The following is a 5,138-nucleotide window of genomic DNA, read 5'->3' as shown; positions in this document are numbered from 1 at the left end:
GGCAAATTCTCTCACTTTCCTTATTCCCACATTATGGGCTTCCATCTCCTCGTAGTCGCGCAGGGGATGACCACCCTCGGCGCGCCCGTGGATAAGCAGAAGTTCCGTCTCGCTGTAGGTCAGAGTATTGCCCTCTATACGGTTGGAGTTATAGTTCCATTCAAGCCGGATTTTCTCCCAAAGCCGTTCGTCATTCTCACGGCTGAGAGGTTGCAGCGAAGACCATTCTTCATAGAGACCCTGAATGTGCTTGTCAATTTCTGCAAGAGACATCTATACTCTCCCTTTCAAAACTAATTTCTAAGCATCCTGAACTCACGTATTCATCATACATTTTTCTTTCAATTCCGTATATATTCAGCGGCCCGAGGATCTTTTATTCCGCAGTCTTTATGACAAAACAATTGCCATTTTTCGTATGTCTTATACATTTGCTTAGTAATTACAGGATAAAACGAGTTGTTATTCTCGGACAAAACCTGTGCCGGAAAATACCGAAAAACACATCTGCAAGCGATAAGATCAGTTCTGCCTGGAGGTACTCCATGCGAAAATTCGCGATCCGTCTTCTCGCCCTGTTTCGACGGATATCTCTTTTCATCCGGAAGCTGCGCGGCAAAACGGAAGCCGACTTGGCCGCCCAGCGGGTAGTCAGCGGAAAGTCCTGGGATGAGTTCTGCGATACCTTAAAAGCTGCGGGGGCAGCTTTAAACTTCCCAAAGGCACCTAGAGACGCATTCAATCAGGCAGAAGGGTATCGGTACTTAAGCCGCATCGCCCGGGCCGGACTGATGGCATTTATCGAGCATGCCGACCCGAAAGCCCCTGTACTTCATCGCGTAGTCAACGAAACAACCAAACTAGGTGCAGACAATCCTGATAACTTCTACCAGACAGCAGCCCTGAGCGGCGAGTATGAATACAAAATCACAGGGCGGCGCAATAATATCGCATACTTAAGCTTTGGCACTCAATCCGGCAACTATGGGCAAGGACGAGGGCTGCCTCCAACAGGGCATATAGAGTCTGACCAAATAGAAATCGATGAAGACGGGTACTTTGAACTGATACTCAGTTGCAAACCTCAAATTAAGAACTGGCTTCCTATGACGCCAGAAACCGGCACATTAGTGGTACGTCAGACTTTCCTTGATCGCGAAACAGAAACTCCAGCAGACTTGCGAATAGAACGGATCAATTGTTCCGAAGATGAACGCCGACCCTCTCCATTGACGCCGAAACAGCTCGACGAAGGGTTAAAAACTGCGGGAACGCTCGTGGCAGGCGCGCCATTACTGTTTGCCAAGTGGGCTCGGGATTTTCAAAAGCACACCAACGAACTGCCGATGTTTGATCCGGAAGTATCACTGGCCGCCGGGGGTGATCCCAATATCGTTTACTACCACAGTCATTGGAAAGTGGCGGAAGACGAAGCACTTTTGATAGAAGTAACGCCGCCGGAATGCGAACATTGGAACTTCCAACTAAACAACTACTGGATGGAATCGCTGGACTACCGCTATCACACGATACACACTAACAAACATCTTGCCCATTATGAAGATGACGGTTCCGTGCGTCTGGTGGTAGCTCACGGGGATCCCGGCCATCCCAACTGGCTCCAGACAGCCGGACATTCTTCCGGCACTATGTGCTTCAGGTGGGTGCGCGCGAAGGAACATCCCCAACCACGGACCAGATTGGTCAAGTTAACTGACCTTAAGCAACAAATGCTATGACCGAAAAGAACCTGGTAACTTCTACAGATTACGAAAATCCCTACCGTCCTTTTCCCGTTAAGATTTTCAATTCCGTCGGGAAGCTAAGTGAAAACCTTGGATTGTCGAATTCTTTGAATATTGAAAAGCTCACCGCCAGCGCGATTCGAAAAACGAGGCTTGAGGATTTTGGTGACGACGGTCACTTTGAGGCGTTGGAAGTTCTCATAAATTCGATTAATGAAGAAGCCGAGCTTACCCCAACCGGCAGGCTGATACAAAAAATTCGACTCACAAGCGCGCTGGCTCATCGCTTGCGAATTGAAGAACTGCTAAAACAGCACCCTGAAATAAATGACATCAATTTGGGAAAAATTATCCTGATCACGGGATTGCAGCGCAGTGGAACGACAGTATTGCATAGGCTGCTGAATTCTCATCCGAGTATTCGAGGCGTGTCGGGCACAGAAGCACTCAACCCGCTACCCCCAAGCAACAAAGCCAAGGGAACGGTCACTCGAAATGCGCATGCAGTCCTCGCACAACGACTGATTTCGTATTTGTCCCCGCAGTTCATGGCGGTTCACCCTATTGACCATAATGAGCCGGAAGAAGATGTAATGCTTCTTGATCTGAACTTTATGAGCCAGGCCCCAGAAGCCACAATGCACGTGCCGAGTTATTCCCGGTGGCTGGAGGAACAGGACCATACGCAGACCTATGAATATTTCCGTAAGGTGCTGAAGATTCTGTGCTGGCAACGCCCCGGCGGTAACTGGGTGCTTAAAACGCCGCATCACATGGAATATCTGGATGTATTTCTTAAAGTTTTCCCAACCGCAATAGTCGTGCAGACCCACCGCGACCCTCGAAAAACCATGCCTTCTTTCTGCAGCATGGTTGCTCACAACCGCGGCATATTCAGCGACCACGTGGACCCAAGGGAAATCGCGAGACACTGGTCCAGAAAGGCTCGCAGGATGGTCGAGTTAACCATCCAGTCCCGAGACAAAGCAGATGCTGACCGATTCGTCGACGTTTCGTACTACGACCTGATGAAGGACCCGATTACCGAGCTTCCCCGGATTTATCTGAAGGCGGGGGTCGATTTTGATGCCGAAGCGGTGCAGCAAGCCAGGACTTTTATGAAAAGAAATCCGCAAAACCGCTTTGGCAGGCACGTCTATCACTTAAGTGATTTCGGGTTGAGCGAGGAAATTATTGAAGATTATTTCTCTTTTTATCGCGAGAAATATGAAATTCCTTTCGAATAGCCTATGCAAATTCAAGCAACTACAAAAAACCGAAAAACAGTACGGAGAAACTCGCCATGAAACGAAAAACAAACCAAATGGGAGACGGTTCCTTCATAGACGCTATAATCATCGCAATTCGAGATCTGGCGCAACCCAAGGTATCGGAAGTGAACCCTGTTCCAGAACACTTGCGTATCGATGGCAAAACCTGTCTGATAACCGGAGCGAACAGCGGGCTTGGCAAAGCCGCCGCCGCTGAGCTCGCGAGGCGAGGCGCAAACATGATTTTAGCTTGTCGACCCGGTCATACGAAAACATGCGACGAAATAAAGAAACTGTCCGGTTCCGAGAACGTGGAAATGATGGAAGTAGACCTCTCGGATCTTCAGTCGGTACACCGTCTTTGCGATAGTCTGAGTAACCGCAACATCAAAATTGATATTGCGGTTCTGAACGCAGGCCTGGCGCTCAGAAAGGCAACTAAAACACCGCAGGGCTATGAAACAATGTTTACGGTTCACTTCCTTGCGAATCGCATCATGATTGACCAGTGGCTGAAAGACGGCGTGATCTGTCCATCCAGCCAAACTGGAAAAACGCCGCGAATTATCTTCGTCTCATCCGAGTCCCATCGATCCTCTCATACTATCGATTTCGACCGCCTCGGGGAATTTACCGACTATGAGCTCGGAGATAGCTTCAAGTATTACGGTATCAGCAAACTTGTTTTATGTACGTTTGCGACTGAACTCTCACGCCGTCTGAACACGGGCGGCAAAACTGAAGTTGCGGTTCACTCAATGTGTCCCGGAGGCGTTGCTACGAACATTTCACGGGAAACGCCGTTGATCCTGAAACCCATAGTTAACCCGTTGCTAAGATATTTTTTTCAGTCCCCGGAAGAAGCTATCGGGCCGGTAATCTACTTGTGCTGTGCGGAAGAAGCTGGTACCGAAACAGGTATCTACCTGCATTTAATGCAGCGAAAGTCCGTGTCTCCTGCGGCACTGGATGAGGAAAACGGAACCAGGCTGTGGGAAGCAAGCGAGCCCCTGGTCGCTAATTCCCGAGAGTGAGTCCTGTAACCGGCGTAGCAGCTGGCCAGGCAAGCACGAGAGATGCGCGTTTGTGTTATATAAAGATCAGCTGTACGCGAGACCACACTTTATACATAATATTGTTCCCATATGCCTAAGACGTTCTCAAAATCCGTAACTCATATCCTGCGGTTGTTTACGAGTAAACCGATGGCGGAAGAAGTTGATATGTCAGGTCGGAACGTCATTGTGACAGGCGCCGCTCCTAATTCAATTGGTTACGAAACGGCCAGGATCCTTGCAAGCTGGGGAGCTACGGTCGTTGTCACCAGTATTCACGATATTGAACTGATGGAAAGCTCCTTGAGGGGAGACTTGCGAATCATTGGCGCTGATGAAAAGAAGATTACGGCCCACGGGTTAGACCTGTGCGATGCTGACAGCGTTAATGATTTCACGACGTGGTACCGGAAAAATTACAACGACCGGCTGCACGTACTTGTCAATAACGCGGGGATTCACAAGAACATTCTTAATCCGAGAAAAAAACCGCCCCTGACAAAGGACGGTTTCGAAATTCACTGGCGAACCAATTTCCTCGGAACTTTTCACCTGACGAGCTTATTGCTTCCAGTTCTCAAGCAGAACGGTCTGGAAAGCGGAGACGCGCGAGTCGTCAACGTGACTTCCCACTTGCACGACAGAGTGAAAAACAAGAACATGTTCAACGATGATGGAGACTACCACTCCTGGGACGCTTATGCGCTGTCAAAATTAGCACTAATTCACCTTACTTTCGAGATACAGAGACGATTTGCCAAAAAGTACAACCTCCAATCGGTAGCCCTGCACCCCGGGTCTGTTAAGACTAATCTTACGCCGACTGATGAATTTGAAGGAAAGATCGGGTATCTTTTAAACCGAATCTGTTCCACGCTCACATCTCTTTTCTTGCTCCGCCCGATATTTGGCGCACAAACTTCCGTGATGTGCGCTAGCAAGTACCCGCTTCAAGGTGGAAATTATTATGCGCGTTGCGAAACAGCGGAATCATCCGACGATACAAAAGACCAGGATGTGTCGAGACTTCTATGGGACAATTCAGATGCATGGGTTAAAACTCTAGT

General features: G+C 48.8%; 5 protein-coding genes. 4 read left to right on the top strand and 1 reads right to left on the bottom strand.

Translation table 11 applies throughout. The annotated features are described in order from the left end of the window. On the bottom strand, positions 1-273 hold a 273-nt coding region (locus tag OXG10_02620; GenBank protein MCY3826263.1), incomplete at its 3' end, for a Fic family protein. 272 nt (positions 274-545) lie between these two features. Here OXG10_02620 and OXG10_02615 point away from each other — a divergent pair. The 4 genes from OXG10_02615 to OXG10_02600 form a co-directional block, all read left to right on the top strand. After that, positions 546-1,739, top strand: a complete 1,194-nt coding sequence (locus tag OXG10_02615) for a DUF1214 domain-containing protein (protein ID MCY3826262.1) — start codon at positions 546-548, stop codon at positions 1,737-1,739. Next, complete coding sequence (locus OXG10_02610) at positions 1,736-2,992, top strand: sulfotransferase (protein MCY3826261.1); 1,257 nt, start codon at positions 1,736-1,738, stop codon at positions 2,990-2,992. Before OXG10_02615 ends, OXG10_02610 begins: the two co-directional genes overlap by 4 nt. A gap of 56 nt (positions 2,993-3,048) precedes the next feature. After that, positions 3,049-4,050 carry an SDR family NAD(P)-dependent oxidoreductase gene (locus OXG10_02605; protein ID MCY3826260.1) on the top strand — a complete coding sequence of 334 codons (1,002 nt, stop codon included), beginning with the start codon at positions 3,049-3,051 and terminating at the stop codon, positions 4,048-4,050. 171 nt (positions 4,051-4,221) lie between these two features. Next, on the top strand, positions 4,222-5,138 hold a 917-nt coding region (locus OXG10_02600), incomplete at its 3' end, for an SDR family NAD(P)-dependent oxidoreductase (protein ID MCY3826259.1).

The organism is Candidatus Dadabacteria bacterium (assembly GCA_026706695.1).
In the GTDB taxonomy this organism is placed as follows: domain Bacteria; phylum Desulfobacterota_D; class UBA1144; order Nemesobacterales; family Nemesobacteraceae; genus Nemesobacter.
Note: the sequence above shows the minus strand (reverse complement) of the source record. Positions and strands in the feature narration are given on the sequence as shown.